Source organism: Microcoleus sp. A003_D6 (assembly GCF_036702825.1).
Lineage (GTDB): Bacteria > Cyanobacteriota > Cyanobacteriia > Cyanobacteriales > Microcoleaceae > Microcoleus.
The window spans coordinates 16,659-35,922 of record NZ_JAUBWA010000075.1; the positions used below are offsets into that span (position 1 = coordinate 16,659).

General features: G+C 45.1%; 26 protein-coding genes. 13 read left to right on the top strand and 13 right to left on the bottom strand.

The window, feature by feature from the left end:
* Positions 1–1,347 (top strand): efflux RND transporter periplasmic adaptor subunit (locus QUB70_RS20065; RefSeq protein WP_332982986.1); only part of this gene is annotated, 1,347 nt, incomplete at its 5' end.
* A 271-nt stretch (positions 1,348–1,618) separates the two neighbouring features.
* Positions 1,619–2,884 (top strand): ABC transporter permease, encoded by a 1,266-nt coding sequence (locus QUB70_RS20070; RefSeq protein ID WP_332982987.1) that lies wholly within the window; start codon positions 1,619–1,621, stop codon positions 2,882–2,884.
* Between the two features lie 68 nt (positions 2,885–2,952).
* Here QUB70_RS20070 and QUB70_RS20075 read toward each other — a convergent pair whose 3' ends face one another.
* From QUB70_RS20075 to QUB70_RS20085, 3 genes are read right to left on the bottom strand one after another with little or no spacing between them, the layout of a single operon-like run.
* Positions 2,953–3,573, bottom strand: coding sequence for a Uma2 family endonuclease (locus QUB70_RS20075; RefSeq protein WP_332982988.1), 621 nt, complete (start codon positions 3,571–3,573; stop codon positions 2,953–2,955).
* 50 nt (positions 3,574–3,623) lie between these two features.
* Positions 3,624–5,087, bottom strand: coding sequence for a class I SAM-dependent methyltransferase (locus QUB70_RS20080; RefSeq protein ID WP_332982990.1), 1,464 nt, complete (start codon positions 5,085–5,087; stop codon positions 3,624–3,626).
* Positions 5,084–5,746, bottom strand: coding sequence for a restriction endonuclease (locus tag QUB70_RS20085; protein WP_332982991.1), 663 nt, complete (start codon positions 5,744–5,746; stop codon positions 5,084–5,086). The genes QUB70_RS20080 and QUB70_RS20085 overlap by 4 nt, the downstream gene beginning before the upstream one ends.
* Positions 5,747–6,195: 449 nt before the next feature.
* On the opposite strand from QUB70_RS20085, the gene QUB70_RS20090 reads away from it, so the two are divergent.
* Together QUB70_RS20090 and QUB70_RS20095 are read left to right on the top strand one after the other, a co-directional pair.
* A complete protein-coding gene (locus tag QUB70_RS20090; protein ID WP_332982992.1) occupies positions 6,196–6,516 on the top strand; it encodes a DUF433 domain-containing protein in 321 nt (106 codons plus the stop codon).
* Complete coding sequence (locus QUB70_RS20095) at positions 6,500–6,835, top strand: DUF5615 family PIN-like protein (protein WP_332982994.1); 336 nt, start codon at positions 6,500–6,502, stop codon at positions 6,833–6,835. Before QUB70_RS20090 ends, QUB70_RS20095 begins: the two co-directional genes overlap by 17 nt.
* Positions 6,836–6,919: 84 nt before the next feature.
* On the opposite strand, the gene QUB70_RS20100 is transcribed toward QUB70_RS20095, so the two are convergent.
* From QUB70_RS20100 to ndhC, 6 genes are all read right to left on the bottom strand, one after another.
* Positions 6,920–7,168: a DUF4926 domain-containing protein gene (locus QUB70_RS20100; protein WP_332982995.1), complete on the bottom strand. Its 249-nt coding sequence runs from the start codon at positions 7,166–7,168 to the stop codon at positions 6,920–6,922.
* Positions 7,169–7,253: 85 nt separating this feature from the next.
* Positions 7,254–7,481 carry a type II toxin-antitoxin system HicB family antitoxin gene (locus QUB70_RS20105; protein ID WP_332967673.1) on the bottom strand — a complete coding sequence of 76 codons (228 nt, stop codon included), beginning with the start codon at positions 7,479–7,481 and terminating at the stop codon, positions 7,254–7,256.
* Positions 7,478–7,702 (bottom strand): type II toxin-antitoxin system HicA family toxin, encoded by a 225-nt coding sequence (locus QUB70_RS20110; RefSeq protein ID WP_006635497.1) that lies wholly within the window; start codon positions 7,700–7,702, stop codon positions 7,478–7,480. The genes QUB70_RS20105 and QUB70_RS20110 overlap by 4 nt, the downstream gene beginning before the upstream one ends.
* A 165-nt stretch (positions 7,703–7,867) precedes the next feature.
* Entirely contained in the window at positions 7,868–8,371 is a 504-nt protein-coding gene (locus QUB70_RS20115; protein WP_332982996.1) for an NAD(P)H-quinone oxidoreductase subunit J, read from the bottom strand.
* Positions 8,364–9,089, bottom strand: coding sequence for a photosynthetic/respiratory NAD(P)H-quinone oxidoreductase subunit K (gene ndhK / locus QUB70_RS20120; RefSeq protein WP_332982998.1), 726 nt, complete (start codon positions 9,087–9,089; stop codon positions 8,364–8,366). The genes QUB70_RS20115 and ndhK overlap by 8 nt, the downstream gene beginning before the upstream one ends.
* Positions 9,080–9,442, bottom strand: coding sequence for a photosynthetic/respiratory NAD(P)H-quinone oxidoreductase subunit C (gene ndhC / locus QUB70_RS20125; protein ID WP_332983000.1), 363 nt, complete (start codon positions 9,440–9,442; stop codon positions 9,080–9,082). Before ndhC ends, ndhK begins: the two co-directional genes overlap by 10 nt.
* 268 nt (positions 9,443–9,710) lie before the next feature.
* Between ndhC and QUB70_RS20130 the strand changes: the two genes are divergently transcribed.
* The 7 genes from QUB70_RS20130 (at position 9,711) to QUB70_RS20160 (ending at position 13,473) form a co-directional block, all read left to right on the top strand.
* Positions 9,711–11,078 carry a hypothetical protein gene (locus tag QUB70_RS20130; protein ID WP_332983001.1) on the top strand — a complete coding sequence of 456 codons (1,368 nt, stop codon included), beginning with the start codon at positions 9,711–9,713 and terminating at the stop codon, positions 11,076–11,078.
* A 272-nt stretch (positions 11,079–11,350) separates the two neighbouring features.
* Complete coding sequence (locus tag QUB70_RS20135) at positions 11,351–11,686, top strand: rubredoxin (RefSeq protein WP_332983003.1); 336 nt, start codon at positions 11,351–11,353, stop codon at positions 11,684–11,686.
* Positions 11,673–12,686, top strand: coding sequence for a photosynthesis system II assembly factor Ycf48 (locus tag QUB70_RS20140; protein WP_332983004.1), 1,014 nt, complete (start codon positions 11,673–11,675; stop codon positions 12,684–12,686). The genes QUB70_RS20135 and QUB70_RS20140 overlap by 14 nt, the downstream gene beginning before the upstream one ends.
* A 56-nt stretch (positions 12,687–12,742) precedes the next feature.
* Positions 12,743–12,991 carry a cytochrome b559 subunit alpha gene (gene psbE / locus QUB70_RS20145; RefSeq protein ID WP_293128707.1) on the top strand — a complete coding sequence of 83 codons (249 nt, stop codon included), beginning with the start codon at positions 12,743–12,745 and terminating at the stop codon, positions 12,989–12,991.
* A 20-nt stretch (positions 12,992–13,011) separates the two neighbouring features.
* Positions 13,012–13,149 (top strand): cytochrome b559 subunit beta, encoded by a 138-nt coding sequence (psbF, locus tag QUB70_RS20150; protein ID WP_006635504.1) that lies wholly within the window; start codon positions 13,012–13,014, stop codon positions 13,147–13,149.
* Between the two features lie 9 nt (positions 13,150–13,158).
* Entirely contained in the window at positions 13,159–13,281 is a 123-nt protein-coding gene (locus QUB70_RS20155; RefSeq protein WP_006635505.1) for a photosystem II reaction center protein L, read from the top strand.
* Positions 13,282–13,350: 69 nt separating this feature from the next.
* Positions 13,351–13,473, top strand: a complete 123-nt coding sequence (locus tag QUB70_RS20160; protein WP_332983008.1) for a photosystem II reaction center protein J — start codon at positions 13,351–13,353, stop codon at positions 13,471–13,473.
* Between the two features lie 203 nt (positions 13,474–13,676).
* Here the strand turns inward: QUB70_RS20160 and QUB70_RS20165 are convergent, their stop codons facing one another.
* Positions 13,677–13,802, bottom strand: coding sequence for a hypothetical protein (locus QUB70_RS20165; protein WP_332983010.1), 126 nt, complete (start codon positions 13,800–13,802; stop codon positions 13,677–13,679).
* An 8-nt stretch (positions 13,803–13,810) separates the two neighbouring features.
* Here QUB70_RS20165 and QUB70_RS20170 point away from each other — a divergent pair, with 8 nt between their 5' ends.
* On the top strand, positions 13,811–16,063 hold the full coding sequence (locus tag QUB70_RS20170; RefSeq protein ID WP_332983011.1) for a transglycosylase domain-containing protein: 2,253 nt from the start codon (positions 13,811–13,813) through the stop codon (positions 16,061–16,063).
* Between the two features lie 357 nt (positions 16,064–16,420).
* Positions 16,421–16,501 (top strand): hypothetical protein, encoded by an 81-nt coding sequence (locus QUB70_RS20175; RefSeq protein ID WP_332983016.1) that lies wholly within the window; start codon positions 16,421–16,423, stop codon positions 16,499–16,501.
* A 152-nt stretch (positions 16,502–16,653) separates the two neighbouring features.
* Here QUB70_RS20175 and QUB70_RS20180 read toward each other — a convergent pair whose 3' ends face one another.
* From QUB70_RS20180 to QUB70_RS20190, 3 genes are all read right to left on the bottom strand, one after another.
* Entirely contained in the window at positions 16,654–17,244 is a 591-nt protein-coding gene (locus QUB70_RS20180) for a cytochrome b (RefSeq protein WP_332983012.1), read from the bottom strand.
* A 285-nt stretch (positions 17,245–17,529) separates the two neighbouring features.
* Complete coding sequence (cobA, locus tag QUB70_RS20185; RefSeq protein WP_332983013.1) at positions 17,530–18,339, bottom strand: uroporphyrinogen-III C-methyltransferase; 810 nt, start codon at positions 18,337–18,339, stop codon at positions 17,530–17,532.
* Positions 18,336–19,112, bottom strand: a complete 777-nt coding sequence (locus QUB70_RS20190) for a sirohydrochlorin chelatase (protein WP_332983014.1) — start codon at positions 19,110–19,112, stop codon at positions 18,336–18,338. Before QUB70_RS20190 ends, cobA begins: the two co-directional genes overlap by 4 nt.
* Positions 19,113–19,264 lie beyond the last annotated feature (152 nt).

Genomic DNA, 19,264 nt, shown 5'->3' on the forward strand with positions numbered 1-19,264 from the left:
AACGGCAATCGAACCCAGGATATTGCTGTAGCTGAGGCAGCGTTAGCTGAACAACAGGCTAATTTACAAAAATTGCTCAACGGCAATCGAACCCAGGATATTGCTGTAGCTGAGGCAGCGTTAGCTGAACAACAGGCTAATTTACAAAAATTGCTTAAGGGCAATCGCCCTGAAGACATCGCCCAAGCAACCGCCCAACTCAGAGATGTCGAATACGCCAAAAACCAAGCAGAGGAAGACTTTCAGAGAAATCAGGAACTCTATAATGCCGGAGCCATTGCTTTGCAAATTGTCAACAACTCCCGCACCGCGCGCGATCGAGCTCAAACGCAAGTCAGACAAGCTGAACAAGCTGTAGCTTTGCTGCAAGCGGGTACTCGCCCCGAAGAAATCGCTGCGGCGCGGGCTGCTGTGGAGCAAAAACGGCAAGCTTTGACCCTAGCGCGATCGGGCGCACGTCCCGAAGAAATCGCTGCGGGGCGGGCTGCTGTGGAGCAAAAACGGCAAGCTTTGGCCCTGGCGCGATCGGGCGCACGCCCCGAAGAAATCGCTGCGGGGCAGGCCGCCGTCGAGCAAAAACAGCAAGCTTTGGCGCTGCTAGAAGCCGGTTCCCGCCCCGAAGACATCGCCCAAGCCCGAGCCCAAGTTCTCGCCGCTAGAGGCAGCCTGCAAAGCGTTCAAGCGCAGATTAACGACACTGTGCTGCGGGCTCCTTTCACCGGCACTGTCACCCGCAAGTACGCCGATCCGGGCGCTTTTGTGACTCCCACGACGGCAGGTAGTGCGGTTTCTTCGGCGACTTCTTCTTCGATTTTGTCCTTAGCTTCAAAAAATCAATTAGTCGCAAACGTAGCAGAAACTAATATTTCTCAGATTAAGATCGGCCAGGCTGCGTCTATTCAAGCCGATGCTTTTGCGGGAAAGACTTTTACAGGTAAAATCACTCAAATTTCGCCTCAGTCGATCGTCCTGCAAAATGTGACAAGTTTTGAGGTAAAAGCGGCAATTATTAATGACGAGCAACAAATTCTGCGATCGGGTATGAATGTGAATGTGGAATTTAAGGCCGGTGAACTTAAAAATGTTTTGGTAGTCCCGACTGCGGCAATTGTCCGCCAACAAAGGGAAACGGGGGTTTTTGTTCCCGGTCCAGAAGATGGCAAACCTACTTTTATGCCGGTTAAGACTGGTATGACTGTGGATGACAAGACGGAAGTGCGATCGGGTTTGAAAGGAAATGAAAAAGTGCTGCTTAGTTTACCCCCCGGATTGCGGCCTAGATCCCAAAATCCACCGTCTGGCGGGATTCCGGGTTTGCAACCGGGTGGTGGCGCGCGCTTGCGTTAGTAGTCAGCAGTCATTAGTCAGTAGTCATTAGTCATTAGTCATTAGTCATTAGTTAGTGGTTGACAATTACCGATTACCACTTGCCAATTACTAATTATCACTTATCAATTACCAATTACCGATTCCCAACAGCACAACACGGAAGTTACGGATACACAGATAACTGTTTTTTTACTCTTCCTTCTTCTTGGTTCCGTGTTGCTTGTTCTTTCTTCCTTAAAACTCCCAATTACCCCTTAGCAATTACCTATTAGCTATTACCTATTTTCCAATGAAATTACAGACTCGCCCCCGCACCAACAAAATCTCTAACGTTCAAATCGCCTTCATGGCAACAGAGGCGCTGTGGAATAACAAATTGCGTACCAGTTTAACTATGCTGGGCGTAATTATTGGGATATCTTCGGTAATTGCCATTACTTCCGTGGGACAGGGAGTACAAAAATCAACTGAAGAACAGTTAAAGGCTTTGGGTACAAATGTGCTGTTGGTGTTATCCGGCGCTGCGCGATCGGGCGGTGTCAGTCAGGGAAGCGGTTCTGCTACTACCCTGACTTGGGATGACGCAAAGGCGATCGGCAAACAAGCTCCCGCAGTTAAAGCGATTTCGGCTTATTTGCAGCGCCAAGTCCAAGTGGTTTACGGCGGGCAAAATTCATTTACTGCTATTTTGGGAACGGATTTAAATTATCCCGATGTGAAGAACATTCAACCTCAAGCAGGACGGTTTTTTAACGAGGATGAATTGAATGCTGCTGAGCCAGTAGTTGTCCTCGGTTCTAAGGTGCGGGACGAACTTTTTGGAGCCGGAGCTAATGCGCTATCCTCCGACATTCGCATTCAGGGAAACCGCTACAAGGTCATTGGAGTGATGGAAAGCAAGGGGTCTGTAGGGGGAACCGATCAGGACGATCGAGTGTATATTCCCCTCAAAAATATGTCTTCGCGGATTGTGGGGAGAAATTCTTTAGCGGGGATTGCGATTTCGGGTTTTTGGTTGGAAACTGCCGGCGAAGCGGATTTAGCGGATGCTCAATTTCAAGTGGAAAATATCATGCGCTTGCGCCACAATATTTATCCGCCACAACCGGATGATTTTCGAGTTGTCAATCAAGCTGAGATCGTTAATACTTTCAGCAATGTGATAGGTTTATTTACGGTTATGATCGGAGCGATCGCCGGAATTTCTTTGGTGGTTGGCGGCATCGGTATTGCTAATATTATGTTGGTGTCTGTTGTGGAACGGACTAAGGAAATCGGGATTCGCAAAGCGGTAGGCGCTACTAATGCAGCAATTCTAATTCAATTTATGGCGGAATCTATTTTAGTTTCCACGGTGGGGGGAACGGCGGGAATTGGGTTGGGAATTGCGATCGCCTTTGGGGCCTCGACAGCGTTCAAATTTCCCTTTGTGGTTTCTGTATGGTCGATTACAGCAGGTTTTGGGCTATCTTTTACCGTCGGGTTGTTAGCTGGAGTATTGCCGGCTCGGAATGCCGCTCGCTTAGATCCGATCGCAGCCTTGCGGAATGATTGAATTTAAGCAATATAAGCTCTTGTGGGGTGGGCATCCTGCCCGCCCGAAAGCCTAAATTTTAATTCAGCTTATACTAAACCAGCTTGAAAAATCTGGTTTGCTGTGAGCTTCAAATCAGGAAAAGTTTGCGACACAATCCGATCGTTCTCTCGAAACTTGAGGATTTGATATTCACCATCCACCAAATTACACACAGAAATCGTCGGTTGTTTGGGATTGCCAATAAAATTGCGTCCGCCCAACGCAGCATAATCCACAATCCAATATTCAGGGATACCCATCTCTTCATAATCAGCATATTTCAAATAGTAATCATCGCGCCAGTTGGTGGACACAACCTCAATTACCAACGGTATCGATGCACCCAAACAGAGGATAGATTGTTTTTGCCACAATGTTTCGTTCACCAGATTTCCACGATTCAGCACCAACACATCAGGGAAATAACCAGAATCTTTTTCAGGAGGCCTAACTATCGCTTGGTTGGGGATACCGTATGGCAATCCCAGCCGTTTGGTTTCAAAGGAAACTTCGATTGTAAGAAAGCCTTTAACTTCCTCGTGTTCGCCTACTGGTTGTGCCATCTCAACAATATCTCCATTATGCAGTTCGTAGCGTAGCGCCGAATTTTCAGGCAGCCACTCCACAAATTCCTCGAAGTTTACGAGCTTGGGTAAAGCTTGAGTCATAGGTTTTCAGAATTACCGATAATATAAATTATAACTCTATCTATCTGCGTTTATCTGCGTGCATCGGCGGTCACAAATTCCCCATCTGCCAGCCTTGCTAGATTCAGACAATTTAAAATGCTGGATTTAATCGGGCGCTTTTCATCCCAAAATACGATCGCTGAATAAAATTTAATTGCGGCCGATGAATTTAAAAGCTCAAAAGTTTGACGTGCAACTCTCTCGCTGTCAAAGCTGAGAAAGTAAACAGTATCATCAAAAATCGCAGGTTTATTAGCTATTTCACCGATTAACCTAAAATCCAATTTTTTATAAAGCCCGCAAATCGCAATTTTCCAAGGTTGGAAGCTATAATCGCCTACTCCAAAAATCGAAAACCGAGGGTTATTTTGATAAATTTTGCTTTTGCGATTATCTAGATATTGCCCGCACTTCTCTAGATAACGTCCGGTTTTAGGAGCTATAGTTTTGATATTTTCGGTTGATTCACCGATGAATTTTTGAGTAACTAGGATATATCGATCGGTAGCATTAATGCGATTTTGAGCAACATCAGATCCTTTAAATAGCGGAAATAGATAAGTTTCCTCAAGCTCGACAGCTTCCCCAAATCCATTGACAAACAAATTATCAATTTTCCGAAACTCCATAACGCCAGAACAGTCGTGCTTTACACCCGATCGCCATTTCGTCCCTGAATTTACAGCATATAAATTACTCAATTTATTGAAAGAATCTATATCTTTAACCAGGAGATTGTTGTGATATCCAATTCGATGACAATCTGAACTTTCTAAACTGCTAAATACATCGCAGAAGTAGTTTTGTGAACTTACGTCAAACTTGCAGAATAACAAACAGGCATCAACATTTGCATCAAAATACTTTTTAGGATCTATTTTGTAAGTTGCACAGCTAGCCAGATTAAGTTTTTTTGAATGAATGTAACTCAATAACTTTCTGGCCACGGAAGTTTTGCAAAGCATTGCCAGAGTTGCGTCACGATTCTGCAACCAATGAATTGCTTTGATTAGCATCCATTCTGAGATGTCAAAATTACTTTTACCTGTGAGTGAATCTAAGCCAGCGTGATTTTGAAAATTATTTTTTTTAGGCAAATTTTCACTACCAAGAGTTCCTTGGCGTGAGTTTGTTACCCAAGGAAAGTTACCAAGTACCAGTACCCTATGATTAAAATGGTTGATTAATGATGTCCAGTCAAACTCAAAAAAATCTCCGTGCTTAACCTCACATCTTTCATCCTGTAACAATTCATGCTTAGCTCTTAATTCTATTAAATAACTTTGATTGATTTCAACCCCGATAATCTTGCTGGCGGATGGAAAGGAATTTGCAGCAGCTTTAATGAAATTACCTATCCCGCAAGTTGGCTCAATGATGACTTTGGGGTTAATATCAAGTTCTATCAATTTCCGACACACCATCTCGGCTAATTCCAGCGGTGTCTGAAAATCCCCGTATTCTAGTTTGGTTTTGCGAACTGTGGAAATCATGAGTTAAATCTATAAACTGCGATAACGCCGTCTTGTTGTCCGGCACGCTCAATTACTCTGCCATACTGAAGTCGCCATTGCAACGCATTAGAAATAGTTAAAAATCCCTGTAATGGCGGATTTATCATTATTTCGTTTGCAATTTTATCTGCCTCTATTTCGTCAACTGGTAGATTTTTGTCAAGCAGAAAAGCCAGCAAATCATCTTTGTTGCCTTCGTTGTCTAAAATATTGCGAATTCCACGAGTCATTTGAAAATCTGCTGTTCTTTTGGCACTTACGTAAATTGTATGCAGAATATTCAGAGTTGCAGTTCGATTTGTACTGTTGTCTGTCTTTTCGTAAACAAAGATAATCAGTGAATATCCCAGCCCAAAAATCTTTTGTCTTGCAGATTTAAAAGGGCATGAGGATTGTGGTTGTCTAACGCTTGTTACCTTGACATCCACAAGTAGCCCGGGAAAATCGATGCCGCTTGCTGAATTTCCTTCTAAAAATTCATATCGCAGCTTGAGATACAGTTTGAACTTTTGTTCTAAATATGTCCCAATAGCCTTTCCGTCTGTGACTCCGTAAAGCAGAGGTTCTGGATGTTGAGACTCGGCGGCTGAAAATATTGCTGCCTCAGAACAAAGAATTTCTACGGTCAGAATCGTCATATAGCGAACCGGAGAGAATTTGTGAACATATATTTTAAATGAATGTTGGTGGTTTACGACGCGGTTTAATATGTATTTATGAGCGATCTAAGTTATACCACGTTCGGTGAATTATTCGCAATCAAAGGTGTTTGTAGTGAAGAATCCATTGCAACAAGCGAGGCTCTTCCTATGGAATGGGTTCCCGGCGAGCGCGAAAGGAACCAGTTAAATGTTGCGATCGCACTTACAAATTTTTATAATATGACAAGTGCGTAAGTAAGGATGAGTGGGAAAATGATCCGTACTAGCGATCGCCCATAATATCTGTAGGGGTTCTTGCATTGCCCACAACGACTGCCTTGACAGGCTAGTGTGTTTCAGATAAAATAAGTATATAATTCTCTGATTATTAAGTGATAAAATATAACTATCAGCTCACATAACAAAACTGACTAAAAGGCTAATTTATGGTCAACGTAATTTCTGAACATATTACAATTAATCCCGGTTTTTGCGGTGGTCAACCTTGCATTACTGGACATCGAATTAAGGTACAAGATGTGGTAATTTGGCATGAGGAAATGGGAATGTCACCAGAGGAGATTATTTACCATTATCCTTCAATTACTCTAGCTGATGTTTATGCGGCTTTGACTTATTATCACGATCATCGTGAAGAAATTAGGATGCAAATTAGAGCAGATGAAACCTTTGTCCGCGAGTTGCAAGCCCAAAATCCGTCTATCCTTCAGCAAAAATTAAAAAGCCTAAATGTCAAGAAGTCTTAAATTTCATTTAGATGAAAATGTAAGTAATGCCATTGCGATCGGTCTGCGAAGGTATGAGATTAATGTGACGACTACAACGGAAGCAGGCTTATTGGGCAAGCCTGATGAACTTCATGTAGAATTTGCGATGGTAGAAGGAAGAGTAATTTATACTCAAGATGCAGATTTTTTAAGAATAAATCAAGCTGGATTACCTCATAATGGGATTATTTACTGTCATAAAAATAGTCGAGCGATTGGAGAAATTTTGAGAAGTTTGGTAATAATTTGGGAGTATCTTGAGTTGGACGATATGACAGGGCGTGTGGAGTTTATTTAAGACTAATATTAGTTTTTTTGTCGAATCGCGATCGCACCCGGTCTAACCGCAAAAGTAAGCGAAAAAGCCCGCAACTTGTTTTATTTATGCTGTAACCATTTCGGGTTTGATATCGGGTGATGCTGGCTCAAAGTACAAGACCATGATTTGCTCTCTTTGCAGCCCGACAGACTCATAAGTACGTCCGTTGCGATCGCTAAATTCAACCTCAAACGCTGCACCATCAGCCAACAGTTCAATCACAGTCCCAACTTGTCCGCGCCACAGGTTGTATTCAGGAATGTCAACTGTCAAGGCAACGACATCTAGTAATTTAATTGTATTCTTTGCCACTCTTATTACCTCCAGGCACTACAAAGAATAGCAGGTTGTTAATCTCGGAATCTCCGAACCATGCTCAATAACTTCAAATCTATGCTCAAGCAAACAGCAAGTTTTGTACTAAAGTTTTAGGTGCTGGGAGAGATTTACCATCTGCCTGATATTCTTCAACTAAAAGCTCTAATACCTCCACCGCATTCTGCAAAGCTTCTTCGTAGGTATCTCCGTGAGTGTGGAACTGCTGAGATGGAAAATCCGGTAAGTGAACTAGGTAGCAGTTATCTTCATTTGACCATTGAATAACAATTATATAAGGTAATTTCATGATTCAGACTCCTCTTCTTCAATTGCTTTCAATATTCCAATTTTTCGATTAACTTCTCTCTCTAAATACAGTTTCGCATCATCGCCATCATTTCCAGCAATGGTAATTGGTTCATTAGGTAGTAAAGGATGAACCCATCTTGTATGACTGCCTTTTGCCGAACGATAAGTAAACCCAGCTTTTAGCAACAGGCTTTTGAGTTCTCTAATCTTTTTGGGCATAAGCAGACATTAAAAATATGGCAAGGTGACGGGTACACTTTCATCATATCCCAAAAAGTTTTGATCGACATTTCAAAAAAAAACGCACAAAAAAATGCACCCACTCCTCAAAGAAGTGGGTGCAAAATAACCAACTGTATTTTGAGCTAAAAACTCAAAACTCTCTTAATAAGCGTCTTGCAATTCGTAGAAATCAGGGGAAATGTAATCTTTCCGCAGCGGCCAGCCTACCCAATCTTCGTTCATCAAAATCCGTTTCAGATTCGGATGTCCTTCGTAGACAATGCCGTACATATCGTAGGATTCCCGCTCTTGAAAGTCGGCTGCTTTCCAAATCCAGTACACTGATGGTACTCTCGGATCTTCGCGGGGGATAAATACTTTGACGCGGACTTCTTCGGGATGGGAGGCATTATCTGTCAACTTTGCCAAGTGGTAAACGCTGACTAAATCTTCTCCAGGGCCTTGGTCGTAGGCGCACTGGTACTGCATATAATTGAACCCGTAGGCGTACAGCGCTGTTGACATCGGAATTAGGAATTCTCGATCGACCTTTAATATCTCCACGCCCAAATTATCGGCCGCTAAAGCTTCGTGTTCAAAGCCATTTTGAGTCAACCACTGGGAAACCTTCCCGGCTTCAACAATCGCAGATTCTTGCTCAGCCACGTTCTACCTCCTGTTTCTGTGATGCAAGCAGGGCGGGCGGTACGGGCATTCCCATTGCTTCAGTTAATTCCTTCGGCGGCGCAATACGGCCGGGAATTGACAAATATTTGCCGTCCAAAATGTCGTCTACTACTTTCATTTTGTGGGGTCTGGTGTAGTAGCGGTGGGTTGGCAGCAAATTGGCCCGTTCTTGCATCGAGTCATTGGCGATTTTTTTCCGCAATTTGATAATTGCATCAATAATCGCTTCTGGACGGGGAGGACAGCCGGGGATGTACACATCTACGGGAATCAGTTTGTCAACGCCTCTGACTGCTGTGGGGGAGTCCATGCTGAACATTCCGCCGGTGATGGTGCAAGCGCCCATCGCGATGACATATTTGGGCTCGGGCATTTGTTCGTACAGCCGCACCAAGATGGGGGCGTACTTCATGGTAATTGTACCGGCGGTGATTAACAAGTCGGCTTGCCGGGGGCTCGATCGGGGTACTAGACCAAATCTGTCGAAGTCGAAGCGCGATCCAATTAAAGCTGCAAATTCGATGAAGCAGCAAGCCGTGCCGTAAAGCAGTGGCCACAGACTCGAAAGTCTCGCCCAGTTATAGATGTCATCAACCGTAGTTAGGATGACGTTCTCTGATAATTCGGATGTGACTTGCGGGCGCTCTGCCGGATTGACAATTAGCGATTTTTGTGATGTGTCAGAACTTAAGACCATTCCAAGGCTCCTTTGCGCCATGCATAGACAAGAGCAATAACGAGGATCGTGATAAAGACTAAGGCTTCAATAAAAGCCAACAGTCCTAGCTGGTTGAAAGCAACCGCCCAAGGATAGAGGAAGACGGTCTCTACGTCGAAGATGACGAAGACCAAGGCGAACATATAATATCGGATGTTGAATTGAATCCAGGCTCCGCCGATCGGCTCGACGCCAGATTCGTAGGTAGTGCGTCGGTCGTAGGGACGACTTTTGGGCCGCAGTACCTTAGACGCCGTGAGGGCGAGGATAGGCACTAGGCTGGAAATTAGCAGGAAGCCTAAAAAATACTCGTAGCCGCTAAGTGCAAACACGGTGAATAATTACTGCCTCGGTGAAAGGGTTTGTAACTCGATCTTTACATTATATAGATTTTGGGTAGCTAAAATTACGAGTTGGTTGAGATAAATCGTCCATCTTCTGCAATAATTTTTAATCTTGATAGCATAACCCGGCTTGTCACGCTATAACCTTTGTTCACGCTATGCGTATGTTGTAATATTCCACAAAACCAGTAAGCTGTGATAGTAGGTTGCTAGGAGGTGAAAAGCTTACTACACCGTACCTTGACAAATCAATACTATGTACGCAAAAAACAGCAACAGCACCGCTGACACCGTGAAAGTACAGGCTGATAGAGATTCTCTCAGACTACAGTTCAGCACTCGGTACAACCCCATTTTTGGTGGGAAGCGCAAGTATCAACCGTTAGGGATGAAGGATACACCTGAGAACCGCGCTAAGGCAGAAGCGATCGCCTTTCGGATCGAAAACGACTTGCTACACCCCGACTGGGCTCAGTTGTTTGACCCTACGTTTGCCAAGTACGGACTAAAAGCACAGTACGCAGCTTTACAGTTAGCAGCGCCTATCCCAGAGGCGGAAGCCGAGTTTACGGTCGGTGCAATGTGGGAGGACTACTTAGAGTGGAAGCGCCCGCAATTGCAACCAACTACCTTTCTAAAGCAACACGCGGGAATTTTTACCAACACAATTAAAGGTTTGGTTTGGGATTCAATCGAAAGAAAGCTTTTAGATACGGGTAAAGGGATAGCTGACAAGGTTATATCGGATGTAAATGCCGATATGGTGACATCGCTCAATATCACTGATAATTACTCAAAACGAACGCTAGCCGCCTTATCAGAAGCCTTTACCAGACTACAGTCTCAAGGCAAAACTCAGCTAACAAAAAACCCGTTTATTCTCGAAAACAAAGTTGAAAATCAAACGGATATCTACCAACCAATTATCAATGGGGACGGTACAGAGCGAGAATGGTGGGATATACCCGACAATGAATCAGACGCCGAAGAGCGCGATCGACGTGCCTTTACAAAAGAGGAACGTGACACTATAATTGATGCTTTTTACAACCATAAAAACGCATCACCACGTCAAATGGCTCCCTTAGTCGAATTCCGTTTTCTAACGGGTTGTCGTAGTGGTGAGGCGTTTGCTTTACGTTGGCGTGATTGCTTCCGAGGTCAAGAGAAAAACAATATCGTTTTTAGTCGCAGTTACGACGGGCAATCTAAGGTGACAAAGAAGACGAAAACAGGTGATATACGCATCTTTAAAATGTACCCTAAACTAAGGGAACTTTTGTTAAAAATTAAGCCCGAAAACGCACAGCCTAACGATTTAGTATTTACTAAGTTAAATGGCAAGGGCTGGGATACTGGTAATGCTTACACCATATGGACAGAAAGTGTAAACACCAGAGGGGATATTACGTATAAATACCCCGGCGTTGTATCTCAGTTAGTCAGTGATGGCTTAATCAGCGGGTATCTGCCTTTTTATAGCTGCCGTCATACGTTCATAAGCCTACAGGCACACGCAGGTACTGACTTATTCTTGCTGGCTACAGCGTGCGGCAATAGTGTAGAGGTTATCCAGAAACACTATTTAGGGGTTAACCCTGATGTAAGTTTTGCAGGCATCTAACGCTACCCAGTACAACTTACTTACTACCCGCCCTAGCCCGGCGGGTTTTTTTGTGCCTATTTTCTGATTTACTCACTACCTACCCTACCCTATTCCCTCTATTTTCACTCTCTCGTTACATTCTCATTTATTGTTTTTATTGACAAACAATAGCACTATATTTAGCTATATTTACCTATACGCTCTCTGCAACCCTATATGGTTTAGTCCTAAGAACTGCTACACTCTTTAATGTATATTTTAAGATTAGCTTACCTACTCTTTTTTGAGCTATGAGCGATCGAGCCACTGAGACTAAGACCCTCGATCGGCACGAGTGCCGCGCCTGCGGCTACGTCTACGATCCGAAAAAAGGGAATCCTAAAAATGGCATTGCCCCAGGCACGGCTTTTGAAGATTTGCCCGCTACTTGGGTTTGTCCCGTTTGCGCGGGGCGCAAGTCGGTGTTTCAAAATCTGGGTCAGCAGGATGGGGTTTCAGGATTTAAGGCAAATCAGCGCTACGGTGTCGGTGTCAACGGCATGACCGAAGGTCAGAAAAGTTTGCTGATTTTTGGCGGCTTGGTCGTTGGTTTCTTGTTTTTACTTAGTATGTATGGTTTGCAGTAAGACGATTGTGAGATTTTGGCAACGAATTGTAATGTTATTGGCCGCTGCACTCATCTGTACGAGTTGCAGCACGATCGGTTCTGTGAGTTACAACCCCTGGCAGGTAATTTCCTTGCCTACGTCCGCTAATTTGCAGGATATTGCTTTTACGGGCAACGCTCAGCACGGCTGGGTCGTGGGTTCGGAGGCGACTCTGTTTGAAACGATCGACGGCGGGACTAACTGGAAGCCGATCGCACTCGATATTGATGAGCCGAGGTCGCGTTTCTCGTCGGTGAGTTTTTCGGGTTCCGAAGGCTGGATTGTCGGCCAGCCTTCGGTTTTGCTCCACACGAACGATGAGGGCAAGTCTTGGACGCGGATTGCTTTGAGCTCTCAGTTACCAGGTTCTCCGAGTACGATCGCAGCTTTGGGCCCGAATTCGGCCGAGATGACGACCGATGTCGGGGCGATTTACCGGACTTCGGACGGCGGCAAAAATTGGAAAGCTGTCGTGCAGGATTCTTTTGGGGTAGTTCGCAATATCAACCGTTCTGAAGACGGGCAGTATGTTGCGGTTTCCTCAAAGGGCAATTTCTACTCGGTGTGGAAGCCCGGACAAGAAGCTTGGGAACCTCACAACCGCAACAGTTCTCGCCGCCTGCAAAATATGGGTTTTACCAAGGACGGGCGTTTGTGGATGCTCGCCCGCGGCGGTCAGATTCAGTTTAGCGACCCGTCCAATCCTGAAGGTTGGGGAAAACCGTTTTTTCCCGATCGCAAGGCGAGTTGGGGTTTGCTCGACATGGCTTACCGGACTGATAATGAAGTTTGGGTAGCCGGAGGCGGCGGCAATTTGCTGTGCAGTTTGGACGGCGGGAAAACTTGGCAAAAAGACCGCGAAGTTGAAGATGTTCCTGCTAATTTTTACAGGATTGTCTTTATGGGCCCCGATCGCGGATTTGTGATCGGCGCGAGCGGTACTCTACTTAAATATCAAGGTTCAGCGCAAGCTGCTTGATAGTAGAATAGTAATAGAGATTGTCTGTCGATTTGTTGTTGAAAGGAGGATTCTAAATGGCTGGTACAACTGGAGAACGTCCGTTTGGGGACATTATTACAAGTATCCGTTATTGGGTAATTCACAGCATCACCATTCCAGCTTTGTTTGTTGCTGGATGGCTGTTTGTGCAAACGGGTTTGGCTTACGATGCTTTCGGAACTCCTCGCCCTAACCAGTATTTCACACCGCAGCGGGAAGAAGTGCCGATTATCTCGGATCGCTTTGAAGCTAAAAAACAAGTAGATCAGTTCATTGCCAAGTAATTTAACAAGGATTTGGAAAAATGACGAGCAGAACCCCAAACAATGAGCCAATTTCGTATCCGATTTTTACGGTGCGGTGGTTGGCAGTTCATACTTTAGGTGTCCCAACAATTTTTTTCTTGGGCGCGATCGCAGCAATGCAATTTATTCAACGATAGGAGTTTACAATGCCTGAGCGCCTTCCTAATCCCAACGAGCAGCCTGTTGAGTTAAATCGGACTTCTCTTTATTTGGGTCTGTTGTTGATTTTTACTCTGGGTATTTTGTTTTCCAGTTATTTCTTTAATTAACTGGTGTCCCAGTTTGCTTTCGATAGTTCGATCGAATTTGTTTAGCTGTGAATTAGTGAGGTGATGGCTATGTTTAGTGAAAGTGGCAGAATTCCTTTGTGGCTGGTAGCTACTGTCGCAGGCCTCGGTGTTCTGAGCATTGTGGGTCTTTTCTTCTACGGTGCTTATGCCGGTTTGGGTTCTTCGCTGTAAGGAGAACTAAGCAGATTTTCGGCTTTTAACCCCCCTTGAAAAAGGGGGGTTTTAATTATGCGAAGTTTATTGGTAAATCTGGGATAAATGTTATCGAAAGTGTTGATTTATTGGCAAGTTTATGGTAGTTAAATTATCTGGTGAGAGCGGGATTTTTGGTGGTTGGGTGGAGATTTGCTCAATAAACTGCTCGCCTTGCAGGTTCACCAAGAACCCCAAAATCGATCGCCACTAGCCGACGATCGCCCGCAAGAGCGGGCCCGATTGTGAAAATAGCCAAAAGTTGCGAGTAGAATGGTGCAAGAGCCGATCGCTCGATCGTAGTGCACAGCGAAATATGACCCCACCGCAGCCGCCCCGCAAACCTCAAACCGTCTTGGGTGCTATTACCCAAGCAGTCCAGACTATTGCCAAGGTTAATTTTAACCAGCTAGCGCTGAAACCGAATGCCAAAGTACCCGAACTGTGGGTACAGGATGCGGGTGCAGCTAAAGCTGAGGTTTATCCGCTGTTGGGCGATCGATATTTGTTAGGTCGATCGTCCAAATCTTCAGATATTGTAGTTCGCAATCCCGTTGTCAGTCACGTACACTTATCCCTGTCGCGGGATACTCGGCGGCGGACTCCTTTTGTCATCAAAGATGAAGACTCCACCAACGGCATTTACAGCGGCAAAAGGCGAGTTAAAAGTATGTCCCTGCGTCACGGAGACGTGTTCACTTTAGGCCCGCCGGAACTAGCCGCCGCCGTCAGAATTCAATTCGTATATCCGCCGCCTTGGTATTTTGAACTGGTGCGTTACAGCTTTTACGGCGTCAGCGGAATCACCGCTTTGATTGCGGTGTTGGTAGGCATGGAATCGACCAAGTTTCAAGTGCGGCCTCTGCCGAGAAGCATCAACGGCCCCGTGATTGTTTACGCCCGCGACGGGCAAACTCCGCTGCGTCCTCCTCAGAATAACGCTCACTTAGAATTAAAGAAATTGCAGGATTTTTCGCCTTATTTATCCAAGGCGGTACTTGCTTCGGAAGACAGCCGCTACAATTGGCATTTGGGGGTAGATCCGCTGGGGGTTTTGCGAGCACTTTTAACGAATGTTCGCGGGGGCGGAATTCGCGAAGGCGGGAGCACTCTGACGCAGCAGTTAGCTAGAAGTTTGTTTCGAGATTATGTCGGAACTCAAGATTCGGCGGGACGCAAGTTGCGGGAAGCTGTAGTGGCTTTTAAACTGGAGACTTATTACAGCAAAGATGAGCTGTTGCTGACTTATTTAAATCGCGTGTTTTTAGGAATTGACCTTTACGGTTTTGAGGATGCGTCTCGGTTTTATTTTGGCAAGTCGGCGAAGGATTTAACTTTGTCAGAGGCGGCGACTTTGGCGGGCATTTTGCCAGCGCCAAACAGTTTTAATCCGATTCAAAATTATCAGTTGGCGGTGCAGTACCGCGATCGGGTAATCGAACGGATGCGGGCACTGGGGACGGTTTCTCAGGAAGAAGCCGATCGCGCGAGGCGATCGCGAATTGAGATAAATCCCAAAGCTCGCCAATATCTACAAAGTACGATCGCCCCTTATTTCTACAGTTATGTATTTGAAGAATTGGAGTTTTTGCTGGGGGAGCAGTTAGCCAGAGAAGGCAATTTTATTGTAGAAACAGGTTTGAATCCCGGGCTGCAAAAAGTAGCTGAAGCTTCCCTCAGAAATGCTGTTGAAAACGCCGGAGCAAGTGCTGGATTTTCTCAAGGAGCAGTGGTAACTCTCAACACTTCAACAGGCGAAGTTTTAGCTTTAGTTGGTGGCGTAGATTATTTGCAAAGTCAGTTTAATCGGGCGACGCAAGCTTTGAGACAGCCCGGTTCTACATTTAAGATTTTCACCTATGCAGCCGCCCTAGAACGCGGAATACCAGCGAGCAAAACTTATTCTTGCGAGCCGCTTTCCTGGGGCGGACAAAGTTACAGCGGCTGCGAAAGAACCAGCGGCAGTGCTGATATGTATCGGGGTTTAGCACAGTCGGAAAATGCAATTGCTTTGAGAGTAGCACAAGATGTCGGTTTAGACAATGTAGCGGGAATGGCGAGGCGTTTGGGGATTACTTCTGAACTGCGCTCTAACCCTGGTTTAGTATTAGGTGAAAGTGAAGTTAACGTATTGCAATTAACTGGTGCGTTCGGGGTTTTGGCGAACCGGGGTTTGGGCAATCGCCCCCACGTAATCAAGCGAATTATTGACAGCAGCGATTGCAAAGATCGAAATGATTTTAACAGTTGCCGGGTGATTTACGACTATCAAAAAGATGGCATTGCCAATCGCCAGTTAGTTTCTGAAGCCGTAGCGGATACGATGACTGATATGCTGCAAGGTGTGGTACGGGGAGGTACGGGTAGCAGTGCTGCTTTGGGGTTGGGAGAAGCTGGAAAAACAGGCACGACTAATGATAATAGAGATTTGTGGTTTGTCGGTTATATTCCGAGTCAGCAACTCGTGACTGGGGTTTGGTTGGGAAATGATGATAATTCTCCGACTGGGGGAGGTAGTGCAAATGCCGCTCAGTTGTGGGGGGAATATATGCGGGAAGTGGCGCGTTGAAATCATTAGTCATTAGTCATTAGTCATTAGTCATTAGTCATTGGTCATTAGTCATTGGTCATTGGTCATCAGTCATTGGTCATTGGTCATTAGTCATTGGTCATTGGTCATCAGTCATTAGTCATTAGTCATTAGTCATCATTAGTCATTAGTCATCATTAGTCATCAGTCATTAGTCATCAGTCATTAGTCATCAGTCATTAGTTAGTAGCACAGAAATCTGGACTAGCAACTTTTGACTGAGTATGGCGTACTAAGCTGTTCTACATCTAAATTGGATTTTTTGTGCGGGCGAGACGCCCACCCCACAACAACTTTATCAAATTTTGACTGTGTAGTTTAAATTCTGAACAGCTTATTACCAATTACCAATTACCAATTACCAATTACCAATTACCAATTACCAATTACCAATTACCAATTACCAATTACCAATGACTAATGACTAATGACTAATGACTAATGATTAATGACTAATGACTACAGATGCAATATTTAAATTTATTCTACAGTCTGAGAAACTGAGCTAAAGCTAACGCTACCCGCGAGCAATGACATCAATAGGTTATTGGTTTCCCGGCTAATTAGGGTTAACTGAGCGATGATTTTTTTAGGGCTTGGGTTGTTCGTCTCCAAAGCGATCGCACATATTTTCGTTGGTCGATCGCGTGCAGTACAATAAATGCCAGGAAAGTATAAGCAATCCAGAAATGTAAATCTCTTGCCAAATCTACAACTGCTGCATTTTTAGGAAAAATATCTGGCAACGTTGCAACCCAGAAAAAAGGGAGATTCCCGCTTTTATAGGAATTAGAGAGGAAAACTCCGCTCAGAGGAACCGCTAGCATAAACAGATAAATTGTCGCGTGCAGTAGAAACGTGCGAATCCACTCACCTGTAAACTTGGGGAGGCGGCGCGTATACTTACGCCACCAAACTCGCTGTAAAATGAAAATACGCCAAGTTAGCAATCCAATTGTCAACACCCCAAGGGATTTATGCAAAGTATAACTGTTGCCTTGTAATGGTGTATTGTCTGGCATTTTTACCATCCAAAATCCCCCAACCAACAGCAGGAGATAACAGGTTGCCATCACCGCGTGCATTGACCATAATTGCTTGAAGGCTGAATTTGAGCGAGGCTGGGGCTTTGTTTCTTGCGGAACTAATTTGGAACTCATCGAATACCTCCTAAACGTTGAATGGTGTTTGGGTTCTGTCATTCAATCTATGCGACTTCTATAAATCTGAGATCGACCGTTGATTAAATTTTTTTTATGTTTCTGGTGACTGAGGCAAAGGAGAAAATAGTCTATATTACAGTACAGAAATCGAAACGGCGCTGCACAATTTGACGATGATGCTTGTGGGGTGTTCCGCCTGCTGTGAAAATACAGCGGACGGGCTGCGAGAGCCCATCCCACAAAACAATCAATAATCATCCCGCAATTATGCAACGCCCCCGCTTATTCTACAGTCTGAGAAACGGGGCGACAGCCCGACAAGATCGAGTGTAAATTGACGACGTTTCCGATTACGGCGATCGCAGGTGCTGCAAATCCGACCGCCTCAACTTGCTCTACAATTGTACCCAAAGTCCCGATCAATTCTTCTTGTTCCGGCCGCGTTCCCCAGCGCACTAATGCTATAGGCGTTTCTGCACTCAATTCGGCTGCTGTCAACTGGCCGATAATGTAAGGCAAATTGTGGATTCCCATGTATACTACAATGGTTTCGGAACCCCGGGCGATCGCCTGCCAATTTACTTCCGGCCGATATTTTCCTGCTGATTCGTGGCCGGTGACAAAGGTGACTGAGGAACTGTACGATCGGTGTGTTAAAGGAATTCCCGCATAAGCAGGGGCCGCAATCCCAGAAGTTACACCGGGTACAACTTCTACTGACACTCCAGCTTTTACCAACTCTTCCATTTCTTCGCCGCCGCGGCCGAAGATAAACGGATCGCCGCCTTTGAGACGAACTACGATCGCATTATCTCCAGCTTTTTCTATCATTAACTGAGTTGTTTCATCTTGCATTAACGAGTGGCGGCCTTTGCGTTTTCCGGCATCAATTCGTTCTGCTTGGGGGTTGATTGCTGCCAAAATTTGAGGACTGACTAAAGCGTCGTAAATCACCACATCCGCGCACTCTAACAGAGCTTTTCCCTTCAAGGTCATCAAACCCGGATCTCCGGGGCCCGCACCTACTAAATACACTTTGCCTAAAGACATTTTTCTTGCTTCCTTTACCTCTTCTGTGCCACTGCGGTTCATTTTTGAATTAAATCCCCAATTAAGTCTGCTAATTCTACACTTGCGCCTAGAGGATTTGCGAGATGAAGTTCCGCCGCAGGAAATTGCTGCTTTAGCTGTGCGACATTTTTGGCGATCGCATCTGTAATTCCTCCATTAAATAAGAAGTATGGCACAATTCCTATTTGCTGCTGTCCACCGCGAACCAAACTGTCAATTTGTTCTGACAAACTCGGCTTTACCGACCAATAAGCTGTCTGTGCACCGAGTTTGCTGGCGATTTCCTCAACTGTCGAGTTACCTCCGGGGCGACGGCTGCCGTGAGATAGTAAAATCCATTTTGGCGATCGCAGATTGGGGAGAAAAGCCACCTCTTGCATCTGACTTTTTACCAAGTTTGTTAAGCCTGCTGTTTGGCAACCTAAATGCGGGCGCAATTCAATTTTTAGCTTGTCACCAAAAGTTTTTTGGGCAATTTCCACCTCTGCCGGTATGTCTTCGGCGACGTGAACTCCCGGCAATAAAAATACAGGCAGTATTTGCAATTCTGTCAGTCCCAGCGACAGGGTACGATCGCCAAAACTGCAAATTTGTTCGTGCAGCGGTGCGGGCCCGAGTTCTAAGGTGGCGGTTGCTACTGCGGGGAACGAGTCAGCCAAATTGTGAGACAGCAGTTGACCTAGGTTTTCCAAAGCTAGTTGGGGTCTGGGGTCGCGGCTGCCGTGAGAAACTAATAAATAGGTCGATCGCAATTTCAATATGGATTTGATGTTAATGTTCGATCCGGATTTCAAATAATTATAACACCGTAGGGCGCGTGACTTAAAAATTACTCAACACAAAAGTTCTATATGGTACAATACGCTTGGGTTAAAACTATTTATTCCTCGGAGATCCCCCTAAATCCCCCTTAAGAAGGGGGACTTTGAGTAAGTTCTTGTCCCCC

What these genes read in the sequence shown, in the direction of transcription:
- QUB70_RS20070 (WP_332982987.1), top strand. Translation starts at nt 1,619, where the DNA reads ATGAAATTACAGACTCGCCCCCGCACCAACAAAATCTCTAACGTTCAA.
- QUB70_RS20075 (WP_332982988.1), bottom strand. Translation starts at nt 3,573, where the DNA reads ATGACTCAAGCTTTACCCAAGCTCGTAAACTTCGAGGAATTTGTGGAG.
- QUB70_RS20080 (WP_332982990.1), bottom strand. Translation starts at nt 5,087, where the DNA reads ATGATTTCCACAGTTCGCAAAACCAAACTAGAATACGGGGATTTTCAG.
- QUB70_RS20085 (WP_332982991.1), bottom strand. Translation starts at nt 5,746, where the DNA reads ATGACGATTCTGACCGTAGAAATTCTTTGTTCTGAGGCAGCAATATTT.
- QUB70_RS20090 (WP_332982992.1), top strand. Translation starts at nt 6,196, where the DNA reads ATGGTCAACGTAATTTCTGAACATATTACAATTAATCCCGGTTTTTGC.
- QUB70_RS20095 (WP_332982994.1), top strand. Translation starts at nt 6,500, where the DNA reads ATGTCAAGAAGTCTTAAATTTCATTTAGATGAAAATGTAAGTAATGCC.
- QUB70_RS20105 (WP_332967673.1), bottom strand. Translation starts at nt 7,481, where the DNA reads ATGAAATTACCTTATATAATTGTTATTCAATGGTCAAATGAAGATAAC.
- QUB70_RS20110 (WP_006635497.1), bottom strand. Translation starts at nt 7,702, where the DNA reads ATGCCCAAAAAGATTAGAGAACTCAAAAGCCTGTTGCTAAAAGCTGGG.
- ndhK (WP_332982998.1), bottom strand. Translation starts at nt 9,089, where the DNA reads ATGGTCTTAAGTTCTGACACATCACAAAAATCGCTAATTGTCAATCCG.
- QUB70_RS20130 (WP_332983001.1), top strand. Translation starts at nt 9,711, where the DNA reads ATGTACGCAAAAAACAGCAACAGCACCGCTGACACCGTGAAAGTACAG.
- QUB70_RS20135 (WP_332983003.1), top strand. Translation starts at nt 11,351, where the DNA reads ATGAGCGATCGAGCCACTGAGACTAAGACCCTCGATCGGCACGAGTGC.
- QUB70_RS20140 (WP_332983004.1), top strand. Translation starts at nt 11,673, where the DNA reads ATGGTTTGCAGTAAGACGATTGTGAGATTTTGGCAACGAATTGTAATG.
- psbE (WP_293128707.1), top strand. Translation starts at nt 12,743, where the DNA reads ATGGCTGGTACAACTGGAGAACGTCCGTTTGGGGACATTATTACAAGT.
- psbF (WP_006635504.1), top strand. Translation starts at nt 13,012, where the DNA reads ATGACGAGCAGAACCCCAAACAATGAGCCAATTTCGTATCCGATTTTT.
- QUB70_RS20155 (WP_006635505.1), top strand. Translation starts at nt 13,159, where the DNA reads ATGCCTGAGCGCCTTCCTAATCCCAACGAGCAGCCTGTTGAGTTAAAT.
- QUB70_RS20160 (WP_332983008.1), top strand. Translation starts at nt 13,351, where the DNA reads ATGTTTAGTGAAAGTGGCAGAATTCCTTTGTGGCTGGTAGCTACTGTC.
- QUB70_RS20170 (WP_332983011.1), top strand. Translation starts at nt 13,811, where the DNA reads ATGACCCCACCGCAGCCGCCCCGCAAACCTCAAACCGTCTTGGGTGCT.
- QUB70_RS20180 (WP_332983012.1), bottom strand. Translation starts at nt 17,244, where the DNA reads ATGAGTTCCAAATTAGTTCCGCAAGAAACAAAGCCCCAGCCTCGCTCA.
- cobA (WP_332983013.1), bottom strand. Translation starts at nt 18,339, where the DNA reads ATGAACCGCAGTGGCACAGAAGAGGTAAAGGAAGCAAGAAAAATGTCT.